Below are 14956 nucleotides of genomic sequence, written 5' to 3' on the forward strand. Positions count from 1 at the left end.
CGGCCGTTCGAATGCCGCTGACACCGAACGCTTTCACCCCCAAGGGGATCGACGCATACCAATCGGGGCGTTTCGCCAGCGCACGAGGGCCTTGTACGCTTCATCGTGGACACGGCCCCCCTCCGCCGTCCCCTGTGCGAACGCGTCCGCCCCTGCCCTGCCGACCCCTCGGAGGAGACCCCCATGCGTGCTCGGACGGACCGCGGCGTGCTCCGCGGACGGATCCACGGCCGCTCGCTCCTGGCCCTCGTCGCCGTCGCCGCGCTCGTCTCGGCGGTCGCGGTCTGGCAGTTCGGGTCGCTGCGCGACGAGCACGACCCCGACGTGGCCGGGGCCGACCAGCCCGACCGGCCGCGGTACACCGAGTCGGCCGAGAGCCCAACCCCGAGCGCCCCGGTCTCGCCGTCGCTCACCCCCGAGTCCTCCGCGGTCCCGGAGACGAGCGGCGCGCCGGATCCGGGCTCGGAGGAGGCCGCGACCAGCGCGGCGAGCGAGGCGGCGGTGACCGGGCCGCAGTGCACGGCCTCGCTGGAGCTCGACGACGAGTGGTCGGGCTCGATCTCGGTGGACGTGGAGGTCGCGAACACCGGAACCGAGCCGATCGACGGCTGGGAGGTCGTCCTCGACCTCGCGGGGCTGGAAGTGACCGGGCTCTGGGGGCTCGACCACCTGGACGGAGACCGCTACGGCGACATCATGTTCAACGCCGGCATCGACCCAGGGTCGAGCGTCGGCCCGAGCTTCCAGGCCGAGGTCGAGGGCGAGTGGTCGCTCCCGGCGACCGTCCCGTGCACGCCGGAGGCGTGAGCCGGGGCAGGTCCCGGCCTGCGGATCGGGGCGCTAGGCGGTCAGGGTGGTCGGGTCGTGGCGGACCGGGAAGTTCACCGAGTTGGCGATGAAGCAGGTCTTGTTGGCGTCGTGGTGGAGCTCGGCGGCGCGTTCGGCGTGCGCGGGGTCGGCGAGGGTGACGACCGGGTGGAGGACCACCTCGGTGAAGCGGCCGCTGTAGCCGCCCTCCTCGGTCATGGTGCCGGTGGCGGCGTCCTCGTAGGCGGTGACGGCGATCTTCTCGCGGGCGCACAGCGACATGAAGGTGAGCATGTGGCACTGGGAGAGCGAGGCGAGGAGGAGTTCCTCGGGGTTCCAGCGGTCCTTCTGGCCGCGGAACGCGGGGTCGGCGCTGCCCTGGATGAGCGGCTTGCCGGGGGTGGCGATGTCGTGGTCGCGCCCGTAGCCGAGGTACGAGGCGGTGCCCTTGCCGGTGTTGCCGGTCCAGGTGACGGTGACTTCGTAGTGGTGCTCGCGGCCGGTCATGGCGGCTCCTTCCGGGTCGACGGTGCCTCTTCTTGACAGTGGGATTTCGCAGCTGTGCATCTTCGTCTGAGCGAATCGTAGCCGGGGGCGGGGCGCGGCGGCCGGTTCAGGAACCGGGCAGCAGGACGGTCTCGTGGTCGGGGAGCTTGTCCCACCAGTGGCGGTGGCGGCGGTAGACGTCGGGCTCGCGGTCGGCGAGGAGCGCGGTGAGGCCCTTGGCCTCGGCGGCGAGGGCGTCCCAGACGTCGTCGGGGAGCGGGTGGAACGCGGTGGCCTCGATGCCGCCCTCGACGGTGCGCCAGACGCCGGCGGCGAAGCCGTCGACCAGGAGCATGGGGAGGACGTCGCCGTTGTTGCGGATGAGGGTGGTCCGGTAGTCGGGCGGGACGGTGCGGCCGCGGTCGTGGAAGGCGAGGAACACGTTGTCCCACATGGCCATCAGGCGGGGCGGGGCGGGAACGTCCTCGTCGGGGAGGGCGGCGCCGGGGAGGTCGTACAGGACCTCCCCGTTCGGGCCCTGGTAGAGCTCCAGGTCGAGGGTGGCGACGGCCTGCTTGACGCGGGCGCGCTGGACCATCGCGAACTGGGCGACGTCGGCGATGGCGACGGGGCCGAAGCCCTCGATGTGGCGGCGGACGAGGGTGGCGAGCGCGGCGTCGGCGGCGTCGGGGTCGCGGAGGGTCGGCTGGTCGGGGAGGGCCGCGTAGGAGACGGTGTCGGCGAAGCTCCAGGGGCCGCCGGTGGGGACGCGCAGGAGGGGCGCGTACTGGCGGATGCCGGGCCAGACCTGCTTGGCGGTGTCGGGGCCGAGCCGTCCGGCGAGCCAGTCCTCGCATTCGCGGGCGGTGCGGACCTCGCCGTCGGCGAAGAGGGCGGCGAAGAGGTCGTCGGCGAGCGCGGCGGCCTCGGGGCCGGTGATGCCGGACTTGGCGATGCGGCCGCCGAGCTTGGCGGCGTAGAGGGAGGGCTCGGTGGCCTCGCGGAAGGGCCGGTACTCGTCGGCGGCGACGGCGTGGAGGGTCATGCGCACGGGGTTGCCGCGCAGGACGCGGCGGTCGGCGTAGGCGGCGTCGAGGTCGGCGGGGTCGAAGCCGGCGACGCGGTTCCACAGCCCGATGTACGGCGAGACCGGGGACTGGGCCTGGACGGCGACCGCGCCGCGGATCGCGGAGGCGGCGTCGGTGTCGGCGCGGACCAGGAGGGACTGGCGGTCGAGGGTGGCGCGGTTCAGCCGCCGGGTCGTGAGCTGCATGGTCAGAGGCTAGCGGCCGGGGCCGACAGGAGGAGGCGGGGGCCGCCGGCCTCAGCGCGCGGCGAGGTACTGGGCGAAGGTCATCGGGGGCGTGCCGGTGAGGGCTTCGACCTCGCCGGGGGCGGAGGCGAAGCGGCCTTCGCGGACGGAGGTGAACATGCTCGCGTACGCCTCGATGAGCCAGTCGGGTTCGCCGTCGGCCTTGAGGCGGGCGCGGTAGTCGGCGTCCTCAACGGGCGTGTAGCGGACCGCGGTACCGGTGGCCCGCGAGGCCGCGGCGGCGATCGCCTCGCCCGTGGCGTCGACCGGGCCGGTCAGCTCCACGACCCCCTCGGTCCCGGCCAGGACGAGCGCGGCGAGCGCGCGCGAGACGTCGTCCCTGGCGATGAGCGACATGCCCGCACCGCCGAGCGGCAGTGCGAGTTCGCCGGTGCGCTGGGCCTCCTCGAGCCAGGTGTCGGCGAAGAAGTCGGCGAACACCGAGGTGCGGGCCACGCAGTGCGGGCGGTCCTGGAGGAGCGCTTCGGTGGCGCGGTGGCCGGGCGCGTAGTAGAAGCCCGTCGCGGGGTCCGCGTCGAGGATGCCGGTGTAGACGATCCGGCCGACGCCGGCCGCGTCGGCGGCGGCGAGGACGTTGCGGTGGTGGCGCACCATGGTCTCGGCGAGGCCGTCGCTGGAGACCACCACGAGTGTGTCGAGGCCGCGCATCGCGGCTTCGAGGGAGGCGGGGTCGTCGTAGTCGGCGCGGCGGGCCTCCAGGCCGGGCGCGGGCGGGACGGCCTCGGGGCGGCGGGCCAGCGCGGCCACGTCGTCGCGGCCCGCTGCCAGCAGGTGCCGCACGGTCCCGGAGCCCACGCCCCCGGTCGCCCCGGTGATGCCGATCATCTCGTCCCCTTCGTGCCGCCCGGTCCTTCGAGGCGCAACTGTAGCGGGACGCGATCGGGGCCGGGCCCTGCCGGCCCGGCCCCGAACCCCGGGGAGGTCACATCTTCGCCACGTACTCCGCGCAGGACTGGAGGAGCAGCTCGCTGCCCTGCTTGGACATGTCGTGGGCCTCCTGGGTCTCCAGCGTCTGCGTCAGGACCAGGCGCGTGCGGTCGCCGCCGAGGTCGGTCAGGTCCAGGCGCATGACCTCTTCGCTGCCGCCGGGAACGTCCATGCCCATGACCAGGTACTCGTTCTCGGCCACGTCGATGTAGCGGCCGGTGATCGGGAACTCCTGGCCGTCGGGGGTGACGACGGTGGCGGTGTACTTGCCGCCGGGCCGCACGTCGAGCTCGACGGAGCCGGGCTTGGAGTAGCTCCACGCCTCGTAGTGCGGGTTCTCGGTCCACGCGGTCCAGACGGTGCTGACGGGCACGTCGACCTCGGCGGTGAGGGTGTAGGTGTAGCCGTTCTCGTTGGCGGTCATCTCGTTCTCCCGTGTTCGGTGCTTGCTGCTTATGCCGGTGTAGACGGGGCGGCCCGCGCGGATTCATCGCACCTCCCGGAATCTTTTCTCCGCCCCTGCTCAGCGCGGTCGCCGGGCCGGTGGCGGGGGTCTGCGAACATGGAGTCACCCTCTGGAACGGAGCGCGCGATGCGACTGCCGGACGGCGCGAAGTCGCGCGCCCTGCTCATCGGGACCGCGGCGTACGACCACCTGCCCGGAGTGCCCGCGGCCCGGAACAATGTGGACGGCATGCGGGAGTTCCTGCTGGGCCGCACCGGACTCGACGCCGCGAACTGCACCTCGCTGACCGACCCGCGGGATCTGACGGCGGTCGGGCGGGCCGTGGAGGAGGCGGCCCGCGAGGCCCGCGACCTGCTGCTGGTCTACTACAGCGGCCACGGGCTCGTGGGCTCGGACGGGCTGCTGCACCTGGCGCTGCCGCAGACCTCGCAGGAGCTGCTGCCGTGGAGCGGCGTCCCGTTCGCGTTCCTGCACCGGGCGGTCCAGTCGGCGCCCGCGCAGACCAAGGTGATCGTCCTGGACTCGTGCTTCTCGGGCATCGCGACCGAGGTGCTGGGCGGCGAGGACGGCATCCTCGGGCAGCTGCGCGTCTCGGGGCACTTCACGCTCACCTCCTCCCCCGCGAACTCGCCGTCGTACGCGTTCGCGGGGCGCCACTTCACGGCCTTCACCGAGCTGCTGCTGCGCGTGTTCGAGGAGGGCGTGGCCGGGGCCGGGGAGCTGCTGACGCTCAACGACGTGTACCGGGAGCTGGTGCGCCGCGCCCGGGAGCTGGACCTGCCGCAGCCGCAGAAGTGCGGCACCCACACCGCCGACATGCTCGCGCTCGCGGCCAATCCGCGCCGGGGCGGCGCGCCCGCCGAGCCGGTCCCGGCCGACGCCGTGCACGGCCCGGCGCCGGGGCACCCGCCCGCGGCGGCGCCCGAGGCGCTGGTCTCGGCCGACGAGGTGCGGCGCTGCGCGTTCGCGACGGTGAAGCTGACCGAGGGCTACGACGAGGACGAGGTCGACGTGTTCCTCGACCGGGTGGTGCTCGCGCTGCTCGAACCGGAGCGGGGCGCGCAGCGGCTCAGCGCCGACGACGTGCGGACCGTGCGGTTCACGCCGACCCGGCTGCGCGAGGGGTACGACGTGACCGAGGTCGACGCGTTCCTGGACCGGATCGAGGCCGAGTTCGAACGGCGCCAGGCGCTCGGCGCGACCGGGGTGTAGGCCCGGGCCGCCTCGGTCCGGTGGAGCAGGCCCGTCGTTCCGGCGTTAGGCGCGTTCGAGGGCGGCGACCATGTCGGCGACGAGGGCGCGGACGCGGTCGGGGTCGGCGCCGGGCAGGACCGGGGAGTCGACCAGGTCGCGCATGACGCCCATGCCGAGCAGGAGCGCGCCGACGAGTTCGGCGCGGAGGGCGGCGTCCTCGCCTTCGAAACGGCGGGCCAGGTCGGCGAGGTAGCCGTCGCAGACCTCCTCGTGGAGGCGGGCGCGCACTTCCGGGCGCCCGGCCGAGCGGAGCATGAGCATGAGCGGGTGCTCGCCGCCGGAGGCGGGCCGGGTACCGAGGACCACCTCGCGCACGAGCGCGTCCGCGAGGCCGACGGGGCCGGTGCCGGGTTCGCCGATCCCTTCGGGCACTTCGGCTTTCGACGCCTCCGCGAAGAGGTCCTGCTTGGACCCGAAGTAGCGGAAGATCAGCGTCGGGTCCACGCCGGCGTCGGCGGCGATCTCGCGCACGCCGGTCCCGTCGAATCCGTGCTCGGCGAAGCGCCGGCGGGCGGCGTCGAGGAGGGCGGAGCGGGTGGCCGCGCGGTCGCGGCGCTTGGGCGCGTTCATGAAGTCAGCATAAGTCATCACTTGTTGACATAAGCGGCGGGTCGCGCTAGCGTAGTCATCGATCGATGACTTGACTTCCGAGAGGCGGCACTCCGTGCGCACGTACCTGATCACCGGCGGCACCGACGGCATGGGCCGGGGCCTGGGCCTGCACTTCCTGGGGCGCGGCGACCGCGTCGTGGCCGTCGCCAGCGGCGAGGCCAAGGGCCGGGCCTTCCTGGAGGCGGCCGGGCGGCTCGGCGCCGCCGACCGGGCCCGGTTCCTGCGCGCGGACCTGAGCACCGTCGCGGGGATGAACGCGGTCGTCGCCGACGTCGCGGCGACCGAGACGCGCCTGGACGGCGTCGTGTTCGCGACCCAGCGGTTCCAGGAGCGGCGCACCCTCACCGCGGACGGCCTGGAGTACACGTTCGCGCTGTCCTACTTGAGCCGCTTCGTGATCGGGCACGGCCTCGCGGGCCTGCTCAGTGCGTCCCCCGCGCCCGTGGTCTTCAACCTCGCCGCGCCCGGCGGCTTCGCGGGGCGGATCTTCTGGGACGACGTGCGGTTCGAGCGCGAGCCGTACAAGGGCATGAAGGCCGCCACGCAGGCGTCCCGCGCCAACGACCTGCTCGCGGTGGACTTCCCGCGGCGCCACCCGGACTCGCCGGTGAAGTACGTGGTCTACAACCCGCTGTTCGTCAAGACCGCCATGGCCGAGCCGCTCAAGCAGCCGAAGAAGGCCGTCACGAGCGTGCTCGCCGCGCTCTTCGCCCAGCGCGTGGAGCAGGCGATCGTCCCGATGGCCCGGCTCATGGACGACCCGCCCGCCGAGCGCGCCAGCGCCTGGCGCCGCACCACCCGGCTCCCGCTGACCGGCGCCGACTTCGACCCCGAGGCCGCCGACCGCCTCCACGCGCTCACCGAGGACCTGGTCGCCTCGCTCCGCGCGTGAAAAAGGCCGCGCCCCTTGGTGATAGGGGGCGCGGCCGCGACCGTCGCCTAGTCCACGACCTCGTCGAGGTCGATGAGGCTCTTGACCGCGTCGAGGCGGCGGGTGGACTCCTCGGGGTCGACCGTTCGGCGGTCGATGAAGGCGAGCGCCTGGTTCGCCTCAACGAAGGGGCGCATCCGGGACTCGTAGCGGGCGAAGGCGAGCGCGTGGTCCTCGGTGCGGCCCAGTTCGTAGGCGAGGACGTACGCGCCGGTCAGCGCGAGGCTCGTGCCCTGGCCGGAGGTCGGGGCCGCGCAGTGGGCGGCGTCGCCGAGGAGGACCACGCGGCCGTGCGACCACGCGTCCATGTTGATCTGCGCCATGGAGTCGAAGTAGAAGTCCTCGGCGTCGGCCATGCGCTCCAGGAACCCCGGGACCTCCCAGCCGAAGCCGGTGACGCGCTCGGCGACGAGCCGCTTCTGCGCGGCGGTGTCGCGGTGGTCGTACTCGATCGGCTCCGAGGCGAAGCCCAGGAAGATGCGCAGCTCCGCGTTGTCGCGCACGGTCATCACGACGCCGCCGTTGGCCCCGTCGTTGAACCAGGTCTGCCAGCGGTCCATGCCGAGGTAGTTCTCCTCGGAGAACACCCCGAGGTAGGTGCCGAGGTGGTTGATGTACGCCGACTCCGGGCCGAACACGAGGCGCCGGGTGTTGGAGTGGAGGCCGTCGGCGCCCACCACGAGGTCGAAGCGGCGCGGGGCGGCGTGCTCGAACTCGACGGCGACGCCGTCGGCCTCCTCGCGGACCGCGGTGATCGAGTCGCCGTAGAGGTACTCGATGCCCTCGTTCCTGGCGTGCATGAGGTCCACGAGGTCCTCGCGGAGGATCTCGACGTCCTCGGAGTCGAGGGCGCCGGCGGAGAGCGCGAACTCCTCGGAGCGGAAGACCTCGTTGCCCGCGGCGTCGAGCATCGACATGCCGCTGGAGTGGTTCGCGAGGGCCTTGACGTCGGCTTCGAGGCCCATGCGGCGCACGACCTGGAGGCCCGCGCCGCGGACGTCGACGGTCTGGCCGCCGCGGCGCAGGGCCGGGGCGCGCTCGACGACGACGGGGGTGAGGCCCTGCTCGCGGAGCCAGTAGGCGAGGGCGGTGCCGGCGACGCTGGAGCCGGAGATCAGGACGGTGCTCATGGGGGTTCCTCCCGTTGCGGAATCGCCGGGTCGGCGGTGTTCCTCGACTGGCACCACCGTAGAAAAATCTGTCCTGACCTGCAAATACGCTCGGCAACTGCGCTAGGACAGCGTGCCCCGCAGCGGCCGGGGCGCACTAGGATCTGTCGTAGGACAGACCGAGAAAGGGGTTGCCGTGGCCGAGCCGACCGAGCCGCCGTACGCGCGCATCGCCGCCGAGCTGAGCAGGCGCATCGCCGACCGGGAGCTCGCGCCGGGCGACAGGGTGCCGTCCACGCGCCAGGTCGCCCAGGAATTCGGTGTGGCCCTCGCCACAGCAACGAAGGCGCTGGACGTGCTGCGGGCCGAGGGCCTGGTCACCACCCGCCCCCGCTCGGGGACCGTGGTCGCGGCGCGGCGGACCGCCAGGGCCGGCGGCCCCGCCGCACTCACCCGGGACGCCGTCGTCGCCGAGGCCGTCGCGATCGCGGACACCGAAGGGCTGGAAGCGGTCTCGATGCGCGCCGTGGCCGGACGCTGCGGCGTGGCGCCGATGTCCCTGTACCGCTTCGTGGAGGACCGGCAGGAGCTGCTGCTCCTCATGGCCGACACCACGTACGGCGCCGCGAGGTTCGATGTGGACGAGGCCGGTCCCTGGCGGCCGCGAGTGGAGCGGATCGCCCGCGAGCTGTGGCGGCTCCACCGCGCCCACCCCTGGCTCGGCGGCGTCAGCCCGCTCACCCGGCCGCTCCCCCTGCCGAACGTCATCCGCATGGGAGACAAGCTCCTCGGCGCCCTCGCACCCCTGGGACTGCCGCCGCTCCTGCACTTCAACGTCCACGTGCTCGTCTACAGCCACGTCGTCAGCCTGGCGGGCACCGTCGAACTCGAGGACGAGGCCGTCTCCGAGACCGGCCTCACCGCCGACGAGTGGACCGACCTGCAATGGGTGCAGCGCATCGGCGACGACGCGTTCATGGCCGAACTCCCCCACTTCGCCCGCCTCTTCGGCGCGCTCGGCTCCATGTCCGACGGCTACGACATGGACCTCGACGAGATCTTCACGCTCGATCTCGCCGTCTTCCTCGACGGCGTCGAAGCCCTCGCCGCCCGCCACCGGGAGGGCCCGGGGCGCACCGGCCCGGACCCGGAGCAGACTGGTGGCGGGCGACGGGAGGACGCGCATGGGTGATCGGGCGAGGACGGCCGCCGTCATCGGCGGCGGGGTCGCCGGAGCCGTCGCGGGCGCCGCGCTGGCGAAGGCCGGGATCGAGGCCGTGGTGTACGAGGCGTACCCCGGGCGGCCCGAGGGCGTCGGCGGCACGCTGTCCCTGGCCCCCAACGGGGTTCGGGCGCTGGAGGTCATCGGCGCGGACGAGGCGGTCCGGGCCGCGGGCGACCCGGTCGACCGGATGGACATGACCGTCGGGAACCGGAGGCGGTTCACGATCCCCGCGCTCCCCGATCTCGGTCCACTGTGGTCGATGCATCGGACGGACCTCCACCGGGTCCTCCACGAGCGGGCCGAAGCGCTCGGCGCCCGGTTCGCGTACGGCAGGCGGCTGGCGTCGGTGCGCGAGCGCGCCGACGGCGTGACCGCGGTGTTCGCGGACGGCACCGAGGCGGAGGCCGACGTGCTGATCGGCGCGGACGGCGTCCACTCCGCGGTGCGCGGCCTGGTCGACCCGGCCAACCCCGGGCCCGCGTACACCGGAATGCTCGGCTTCGAGTCGGTCGCCGGCTACGAGCCGCCGGTCGACCCCGGCGTCATGACCTTCGCGTTCGGGCGGCGCGGGTACTACCTGTACTGGCGCCTCCCCGAGGGCGGCACCAGGTGGGGCGTCAACCTCCCCTGCAAGGAGCCCTTGACGTCCCAGGCGGTCCGCGAGCGGTCCAGTGAGGACTGGATCGCGACGATGCTGGAGGTCTACGACACCGACGAGCCCGGCGGCGCGCTCCTGCGCTCGACCGGCCCGGTGCAGGCGCACGGCGCCCTGTACCTCATGCCGAAGGTCCCGACCTGGCACCGCGGCCGCCTGGTCCTGGTCGGCGACAGCGTGCACGCCCCGTCGAACTCCTCGGGGCAGGGCGCCTCGCTCGCGATCGAGAGCGCGATCGAGCTCGCCCGGTGCCTGCGCGACCTCCCGGTCGCCGAAGCGCTGCCGGCGTACGAGCGGCTGCGGCGGTCGCGCGTCGAGTCCGTCGCCGCGCAGGCCGCGAAGGCCAACGCCGTCAAGGCCCCCGGAGCGCTCGCGCAGGCGGTCATGCCGCTGGTGATGCCGCTGTTCATCCGGACCGTCATGCGCCCCGAGCGCACCCTCGGCCCGGTGCAGCGCCACCGCATCGACTGGGACGCAGCGGTGGCATAACCAAGGGACGCAACGAGAAGGAGCACTCCGATGACCGACCTGCACGTCGTCCTCGGCGCCACCGGCGCGATCGGCTCGGCCGTGGCCGCCGAACTCGCCGCGCGCGGGCACCGGGTGCGCGCCGTCAGCCGCCGTGCCGAGGGGCCGGACGCGCTCGCCGCCGATGTGACGACGCCCGAGGGCGCGGCCGCCGCGTGCGAGGGCGCCGCCGTGGTCTACCAGTGCGCGCAGCCGCCGTACGCGAAGTGGGCCGCGGAGTTCCCCGGGTTCACCGACACCGTGCTCAGCGGCGTCGAGCGGGCCGGGGCGCGCCTGGTCATGGCCGACAACCTGTACATGTACGGCCCGGTGCGCGGCGCCATGACCGAGGACCTGCCGTACGCGGCCGAGAACCCGAAGGGCCGGGCCCGCGCGGAGGTCGCGAAGCTCGTCCTCGACGCGCACCGCGAGGGCCGCGTGCGCGCGAGCCTCGGCCGCGCCTCCGACTACTTCGGACCCGGCGGGCTGAACACCATCCTCGGCCCGACCGTGTTCGCGGCGGTCGCGGCCGGGCGGACCGCGCGCTGGGTCGGCGGGCTCGACGTGCTCCACACCGTCTCGTACCTGCCCGACATCGCCGCGGGCCTGGTCACGCTCGGGGAGCACCCGGAGGCCGACGGGAAGGCGTGGCACCTGCCGGTGCTCGCCGCGCCCACGGGCCGGGAGTTCCTCGACATGGTGTGGGAGGCCGCGGGCGGGGAGCCGAAGCACGCCGCGCTCGGGCGCGGGACGCAGCGGCTCCTGGGCCTGTTCAACCCGGTCGTCAAGGAGCTGGGCGAGACCTGGTACCAGCGCGACCGGGACTGGGTCGTGGACGACACCGCGTTCCGGGCGGCCTTCGGGGAGCCGCGCCCGACCCCGCACGAGGACGCGGTCGCCGCGACCCTCGCGTGGTTCCGCAAGCAACGCTGATTCGGCCGAAACCGCACGAAAGGGCTCCGGAGCTTCGTACACTGCGCACATTTCCGTCTCCAATGGAGGGCATCATGACGCAGGAATACGGGCAGCCCGGAGCCCCGGCACGCATGCCCCGGGAGATGAACGGACTCGCGGTCGCGGCGTTCGTCCTCGCCATCGTGGGCTGGTGCAGCCCGCTCGGCATCCTCGGGCTCATCCTCGGCTACGTGGCCAAGGGCCAGATCGTGCGGCGCAACAACTCCGGGGAGGGGCTGGCGCGGGCCGCGATCATCCTCGGATGGATCGCGATCGTCGCGTTCATCCTCCTCCTGGTCTTCGGCATCGTCGGCGGCGTCTTCGCGAACTGGGACGAGTGGCGCCAGGACTGGAACGAGAAGTACAACTAGCACTCGGCGGGGGATCGGGCGGGGCCTGCGGGCGCCGCCCGATTTCCGTGATCCCCCGCCCCCGCCCGGGCCTTCCCCTACGCTTCGGGGCCATGGGAGACAGGACAAAGAGGACAGTACTCGCGTTCGCCGCCGGGGCGTTCGCGGTCGGCGCGCTCACCGCGCCCGCCGCCGCGGCCGAGGAGCCGCGGTACCGGGCCGACCAGATCGCCGAGCTGGAGGCCGCCGACGTGCGGCTGGAGGCGGGCGAGACGCGGTCGGTGGCGCACGGGGAGGCGGCGTTCATCAAGGCCCGCTTCGACGGCGTGGTGCTGGGCGAGCGGGACCGGATCGCCGTCGCGAGCCCGGACGGGACCGAGTCCTACGAGTACGGCCCGGCCGACGTCGAGGACGGCGTGCTGCGGGCCCTGTCGATCGAGGGCGACACCGCCGAGGTCGAGCTGCGCGACGCCGCCGACGGGGTCGCGGCGGCGGCGCGCCTCGCCGCGTACGCGCGGGGCCTGAACGAAGAGGAGCTGGCGTCGCGGCCCAGCGGCTCCGCGGCCGGGCCCGAGAGCGTGTGCGGGCGCGACGACTCCGCCGACGCGGCCTGCTACCGGGAGACCGACCCGGTGGCATGGGACGCGAGCCGGTCGGTGGCGCGGCTCATCATCAAGGACGAGTACTACTGCACGGCGTGGATCGCCGACGACTCGAACCGGATCATGACGAACAACCACTGCCTCGACACGCAGAAGGAGGCGCGCGCGACCGAGGTCCAGTTCGGGTACGAGTGCGCCGAGTGCGGGGGCGGGGAGGTGGAGACCCCGCTCAAGGTGCGGGGCGAGGAGGTCCTGGCGACCGACTACACGTACGACTTCACGCTGTTCACGGTGGACGACTACGACGCCATCGCGCACCTGCCGCACCTGGTCGTCGATCCGCGGCACGCCGAGAACGGCGAGAAGGTCTTCATCGCGGGGCACCCGGGCGGGAAGCCGATGCGGATCGCGAGCGAGGACGGCCGGGCGGTCGCGGGCGGCCAGTGCCGCATCGAGGACAACCGGGCCTACGGGCGCGGGTACGCCTCGGACCTGTCGTACTACTGCGACACCGAGGGCGGGTCCTCCGGTTCGCCGGTGGTCAGCCGCACCACGGGCGCGGTGGTGGGCCTGCACCACCTGGGCGGGTGCCCGAACAGCGCCGCGCGCATGGACCTCATCTACCCGATGATCGCGCCGTACCTCCAGTGGGACTTCTGAGGCCGGGAACGGACCGGCATCCGGCGGTCGCGTTCGTCGGCGGCCCGGTTGATCGGCGGGCGGCGGGGCACTCCCCCGCCGCCCGTTCCGTTTTCCCGGCGCTCGACGTTTGCGCTGGTTACAGTGGATGCAAGCCGATGTGGAGGTGCCCGTGAGCGAGACGCCGAGCGAAGAGGCCAGTTCGAGAGACGCAGCCGGAGACGCAGCCGAGACCGCGTCCGAGTCCGCGGCTGGGGCCGGGTCTGCGGCCGGGTCCGCGACCGGCGCCGAGTCGGGGACCGGCGCCGAGGCCGCCTCGGATGAACGGCAGGGCGGGGTCGGCAGAGTCGTGCGGTGGGTGGTGGCCGTGCTCGCGTGCGTCCTCGCCGTCGTGGCCGTGACCGGCGCCGTGGCCGCCTACTATGCGCGCCTTGAACTCCTGACCACCGACCGGTTCGTGGAGCGGACCGAGCCGATCGCCGAGGACGAGCGGGTGCAGGCGGCCGTCGCGAAGACGATCACCACCGAGATCACGAACGCGATCGACCTCGACGCGATCTCCTCGCAGGCGGCCGGGTGGGCCGGGGTCGAGAACCCGCCCGCGTACATCGAGGACCTCATCGCCTCCGCGGCCGAGACCCTGCGCGCGTACATCGAGACCGAGGTGAACGAGTTCGTCGCGAGCCCGGCGTTCCTGAAGGTGTGGGACGCGGCGGTCACGGAGGCGCACTCGTCACTCGTGTCGGCGCTCGAAGGCGAGAACACCGGATCGCTCAGGGCCGAGGGGAACACGCTCACGCTCGACCTGGGCCGGGTGGTCGAGGTCGTCAAGGAGCGGCTGGCGGAGAACGACTTCGCGTACGCCGCCGACATCCCCGCGGTCGAGGCCGAGTACGTGCTGCTCGACTCGTCGCAGGTCCCCGAGCTCCAGCAGCGCACCGAGCAGTTGGAGTGGGCCGCGACCTGGCTCCCGTGGATCGCCCTGGGGCTCCTGGTCGTGGCGGTGGTGGTGGCGCCGCGGCGGTGGGTCGCGGCGCTCGTCGTCGGGGTCCTGGCGGCGATCCTGGCGGGGGCGGCGCTCATCGCGCTGGGGATGGGCCGCGAGCGGTTCATCGCGGAGGCAGGGGACGCCTCGTTCGCGCCGATCACCTACGACGCGTTCACCTCGGGCCTCAAGGGCTCCTATGTGGTCATGCTCGTCGCCGCGATCGTGGTCGCGGTGGCGGCGGTCGGTGCGCTGTTCCTGCGCCGGAACCGGGCTTAAACGCGCGAGGTCGCGGCCGCGCCTGGCGGCCGCGACGACCGCGCGCTTGACGGTGTCGTCCACGGCGGCGCCGTTGAGGACGTCCAGGGCGGCGGCGGTCGTGCCGCCGGGCGTGTCGACGCCTTCGAGGAGTTCGGCGGCGGGCTCGTCGCTGGACTGGAGGTGCAGGCACGCGCCGAGGAGCATCTGGTCGACCATGACGCGCGCGGCGGCGCGGTCCATGCCGCCCTCGACGGCGGCGGTGGTCATGGCGTCGGCCAGGTAGAACAGGAACGCCGGGCCCGAGCCGGCCACGGCCGTGACGAGGTCCATCATGGGCTCCTCGACGACCACGGTGACCCCGACCCGGTCGAACAGGTCCTCGATCTCGGTGAGGTCGGTGCCCTCGGGCGCGGTGAGCGCGGTGGCGGCCTCGCGGGCGCGGGCGGCGACGTTCGTCATGGCGCGCACGACGGTCACGCCCTCGGGGAGCCGGTCCTGGATCGCGGCGAGCTTGACGCCGGCGGCGAGCGAGACGACGACGGCGTCCGGTTCGAGCACGGGCGCGATCTCGGCGAGCACGCCGTCGACGGCGCCGGGCCGCACGGCCAGGAGCACGACGTCGGCCTCGGCGACCGCGCTCGGGTTGTCGGTCCCCACCTCGATCCCGTACGCGTCGGCCAGGACGGCCGCGCGCTCGGCGGGCAGGGCCGTGGCCCAGATCTGCGCGGGCGGCATCCCCGAGTCGAGCAGCCCGATGAGGACGGCCTCGCCGAGATGGCCGACGCCCAGTATCGCGATGTCCATGACGCACCTCCCCCGGAACCGCAATCTAACGGCCCCTGCCCACCACGCT

General features: G+C 73.4%; 16 protein-coding genes. 8 read left to right on the forward strand and 8 right to left on the reverse strand.

The window, feature by feature from the left end:
- Nucleotides 1-183 precede the first annotated feature (183 nt).
- On the forward strand, nt 184-807 hold the full coding sequence (locus BLS99_RS27470) for a cellulose binding domain-containing protein (RefSeq protein WP_091052812.1): 624 nt from the start codon (nt 184-186) through the stop codon (nt 805-807).
- A 33-nt stretch (nt 808-840) separates the two neighbouring features.
- Here BLS99_RS27470 and BLS99_RS17930 read toward each other — a convergent pair whose 3' ends face one another.
- The 4 genes from BLS99_RS17930 to BLS99_RS17945 form a co-directional block, all read right to left on the reverse strand.
- Nucleotides 841-1314: an OsmC family protein gene (locus tag BLS99_RS17930; protein WP_091052815.1), complete on the reverse strand. Its 474-nt coding sequence runs from the start codon at nt 1312-1314 to the stop codon at nt 841-843.
- A 106-nt stretch (nt 1315-1420) separates the two neighbouring features.
- Entirely contained in the window at nt 1421-2566 is a 1146-nt protein-coding gene (locus BLS99_RS17935; protein ID WP_091052817.1) for a winged helix DNA-binding domain-containing protein, read from the reverse strand.
- A 51-nt stretch (nt 2567-2617) separates the two neighbouring features.
- Nucleotides 2618-3451 (reverse strand): NAD(P)H-binding protein, encoded by an 834-nt coding sequence (locus BLS99_RS17940; RefSeq protein WP_091052820.1) that lies wholly within the window; start codon nt 3449-3451, stop codon nt 2618-2620.
- A gap of 97 nt (nt 3452-3548) precedes the next feature.
- Nucleotides 3549-3977, reverse strand: coding sequence for an SRPBCC family protein (locus BLS99_RS17945; RefSeq protein WP_091052822.1), 429 nt, complete (start codon nt 3975-3977; stop codon nt 3549-3551).
- Between the two features lie 168 nt (nt 3978-4145).
- On the opposite strand from BLS99_RS17945, the gene BLS99_RS17950 reads away from it, so the two are divergent.
- A complete protein-coding gene (locus BLS99_RS17950; RefSeq protein ID WP_176953422.1) occupies nt 4146-5231 on the forward strand; it encodes a caspase, EACC1-associated type in 1086 nt (361 codons plus the stop codon).
- 45 nt (nt 5232-5276) lie between these two features.
- Here BLS99_RS17950 and BLS99_RS17955 read toward each other — a convergent pair whose 3' ends face one another.
- The gene (locus BLS99_RS17955) at nt 5277-5843 is read right to left on the reverse strand and encodes a TetR/AcrR family transcriptional regulator (protein ID WP_091052827.1); all 567 of its coding nucleotides are present in this window, start codon (nt 5841-5843) and stop codon (nt 5277-5279) included.
- 94 nt (nt 5844-5937) lie between these two features.
- On the opposite strand from BLS99_RS17955, the gene BLS99_RS17960 reads away from it, so the two are divergent.
- Nucleotides 5938-6777: an SDR family NAD(P)-dependent oxidoreductase gene (locus tag BLS99_RS17960; RefSeq protein ID WP_091052829.1), complete on the forward strand. Its 840-nt coding sequence runs from the start codon at nt 5938-5940 to the stop codon at nt 6775-6777.
- 47 nt (nt 6778-6824) lie between these two features.
- On the opposite strand, the gene BLS99_RS17965 is transcribed toward BLS99_RS17960, so the two are convergent.
- The gene (locus tag BLS99_RS17965) at nt 6825-7946 is read right to left on the reverse strand and encodes an FAD-dependent monooxygenase (protein ID WP_091052831.1); all 1122 of its coding nucleotides are present in this window, start codon (nt 7944-7946) and stop codon (nt 6825-6827) included.
- Between the two features lie 175 nt (nt 7947-8121).
- Here BLS99_RS17965 and BLS99_RS17970 point away from each other — a divergent pair, with 175 nt between their 5' ends.
- The 5 genes from BLS99_RS17970 (at nt 8122) to BLS99_RS17990 (ending at nt 12878) form a co-directional block, all read left to right on the forward strand.
- Complete coding sequence (locus BLS99_RS17970) at nt 8122-9117, forward strand: winged helix-turn-helix domain-containing protein (RefSeq protein ID WP_091052832.1); 996 nt, start codon at nt 8122-8124, stop codon at nt 9115-9117.
- A complete protein-coding gene (locus tag BLS99_RS17975) occupies nt 9110-10294 on the forward strand; it encodes an FAD-dependent monooxygenase (RefSeq protein ID WP_091053519.1) in 1185 nt (394 codons plus the stop codon). Before BLS99_RS17970 ends, BLS99_RS17975 begins: the two co-directional genes overlap by 8 nt.
- A gap of 30 nt (nt 10295-10324) precedes the next feature.
- Nucleotides 10325-11245: an NAD-dependent epimerase/dehydratase family protein gene (locus BLS99_RS17980; RefSeq protein ID WP_091052833.1), complete on the forward strand. Its 921-nt coding sequence runs from the start codon at nt 10325-10327 to the stop codon at nt 11243-11245.
- 74 nt (nt 11246-11319) lie between these two features.
- On the forward strand, nt 11320-11637 hold the full coding sequence (locus BLS99_RS17985; RefSeq protein ID WP_176953423.1) for a DUF4190 domain-containing protein: 318 nt from the start codon (nt 11320-11322) through the stop codon (nt 11635-11637).
- A 92-nt stretch (nt 11638-11729) separates the two neighbouring features.
- The gene (locus BLS99_RS17990) at nt 11730-12878 is read left to right on the forward strand and encodes a trypsin-like serine peptidase (RefSeq protein ID WP_143034857.1); all 1149 of its coding nucleotides are present in this window, start codon (nt 11730-11732) and stop codon (nt 12876-12878) included.
- A 399-nt stretch (nt 12879-13277) separates the two neighbouring features.
- Here the strand turns inward: BLS99_RS17990 and BLS99_RS17995 are convergent, their stop codons facing one another.
- Nucleotides 13278-13577, reverse strand: coding sequence for a hypothetical protein (locus BLS99_RS17995; RefSeq protein ID WP_091052836.1), 300 nt, complete (start codon nt 13575-13577; stop codon nt 13278-13280).
- 13 nt (nt 13578-13590) lie between these two features.
- Nucleotides 13591-14907 carry a pyrroline-5-carboxylate reductase gene (gene proC / locus BLS99_RS26670; protein ID WP_218126643.1) on the reverse strand — a complete coding sequence of 439 codons (1317 nt, stop codon included), beginning with the start codon at nt 14905-14907 and terminating at the stop codon, nt 13591-13593.
- Nucleotides 14908-14956 lie beyond the last annotated feature (49 nt).

Source organism: Glycomyces sambucus (assembly GCF_900102815.1).
GTDB classification, from domain to species: Bacteria; Actinomycetota; Actinomycetes; order Mycobacteriales; family Micromonosporaceae; genus Glycomyces; species Glycomyces sambucus.

Coding starts and splice junctions, on each gene's coding strand:
- BLS99_RS27470 (WP_091052812.1), top strand. CDS start 184: ATGCGTGCTCGGACGGACCGCGGCGTGCTCCGCGGACGGATCCACGGC.
- BLS99_RS17930 (WP_091052815.1), bottom strand. CDS start 1,314: ATGACCGGCCGCGAGCACCACTACGAAGTCACCGTCACCTGGACCGGC.
- BLS99_RS17935 (WP_091052817.1), bottom strand. CDS start 2,566: ATGCAGCTCACGACCCGGCGGCTGAACCGCGCCACCCTCGACCGCCAG.
- BLS99_RS17940 (WP_091052820.1), bottom strand. CDS start 3,451: ATGATCGGCATCACCGGGGCGACCGGGGGCGTGGGCTCCGGGACCGTG.
- BLS99_RS17945 (WP_091052822.1), bottom strand. CDS start 3,977: ATGACCGCCAACGAGAACGGCTACACCTACACCCTCACCGCCGAGGTC.
- BLS99_RS17950 (WP_176953422.1), top strand. CDS start 4,146: ATGCGACTGCCGGACGGCGCGAAGTCGCGCGCCCTGCTCATCGGGACC.
- BLS99_RS17955 (WP_091052827.1), bottom strand. CDS start 5,843: ATGAACGCGCCCAAGCGCCGCGACCGCGCGGCCACCCGCTCCGCCCTC.
- BLS99_RS17965 (WP_091052831.1), bottom strand. CDS start 7,946: ATGAGCACCGTCCTGATCTCCGGCTCCAGCGTCGCCGGCACCGCCCTC.
- BLS99_RS17975 (WP_091053519.1), top strand. CDS start 9,110: ATGGGTGATCGGGCGAGGACGGCCGCCGTCATCGGCGGCGGGGTCGCC.
- BLS99_RS17980 (WP_091052833.1), top strand. CDS start 10,325: ATGACCGACCTGCACGTCGTCCTCGGCGCCACCGGCGCGATCGGCTCG.
- BLS99_RS17985 (WP_176953423.1), top strand. CDS start 11,320: ATGACGCAGGAATACGGGCAGCCCGGAGCCCCGGCACGCATGCCCCGG.
- BLS99_RS17990 (WP_143034857.1), top strand. CDS start 11,730: ATGGGAGACAGGACAAAGAGGACAGTACTCGCGTTCGCCGCCGGGGCG.
- proC (WP_218126643.1), bottom strand. CDS start 14,907: ATGGACATCGCGATACTGGGCGTCGGCCATCTCGGCGAGGCCGTCCTC.